We start from the raw sequence: 583 nt of genomic DNA, 5'->3' as shown, positions 1-583 counted from the left end.
GGTTCACATGATGCTGTTAATGGCTCACAGCTTTTTGAGACCAATGAGAATGTTGCCAGTGTGACAGGTGATCTGGAGAAAGTTGTTCAGCATAGCTCACAGTATTTTGGTGGTAATGCAGATGTGCTTAAAGGTGAGAAACCCACTTATACTGTTCAGGGTAAAAATTATTATGATGTTGGTTCTGCCTTTACTGGTGTTAGCAGTTCTCTGACGAATGTTGCAAATGACTTTAAAGCTGAGATTAACAAAGTTGTCAGTGATAGTCTTGTTAAGCAAGATGAAGCGACGAAGGTTATTCAGATTGGTTATGCAAAAGATGGTGATAAAATCACTCTTGCCAATAGCCAAGGGGCGTCTCGGACGCTTTCTGGTGTGAAGGCAGCAGAGAATGACAATGAAGCTGTCAACAAAGCACAGCTTGAGAAAAGTTTAGCTGATCTTTCTAAGAACATTGAGTCTGGGGACTTATCGGTTGTTCTTTATGATAAGAAAGAAGATGGCAGCCCTGATTATAGCAGTGTGCGTTTTGGGAAGGGTAAAGGTTCTGCTCCTGTTGCTCTGCATAATGTTGCTGATGGTC

General features: G+C 41.9%; 1 pseudogene. It reads left to right on the top strand.

Features of this window, described 5'->3' with window-relative positions:
• Positions 1-583 (top strand): annotated as a pseudogene (locus ACFINS_RS11080) (hypothetical protein); the annotation flags it as partial.

The sequence above is a fragment of the Bartonella sp. AA2SXKL genome (assembly GCF_042197205.1).
GTDB lineage: Bacteria > Pseudomonadota > Alphaproteobacteria > Rhizobiales > Rhizobiaceae > Bartonella.
This window is presented reverse-complemented; position numbering and strand designations above follow the sequence as displayed.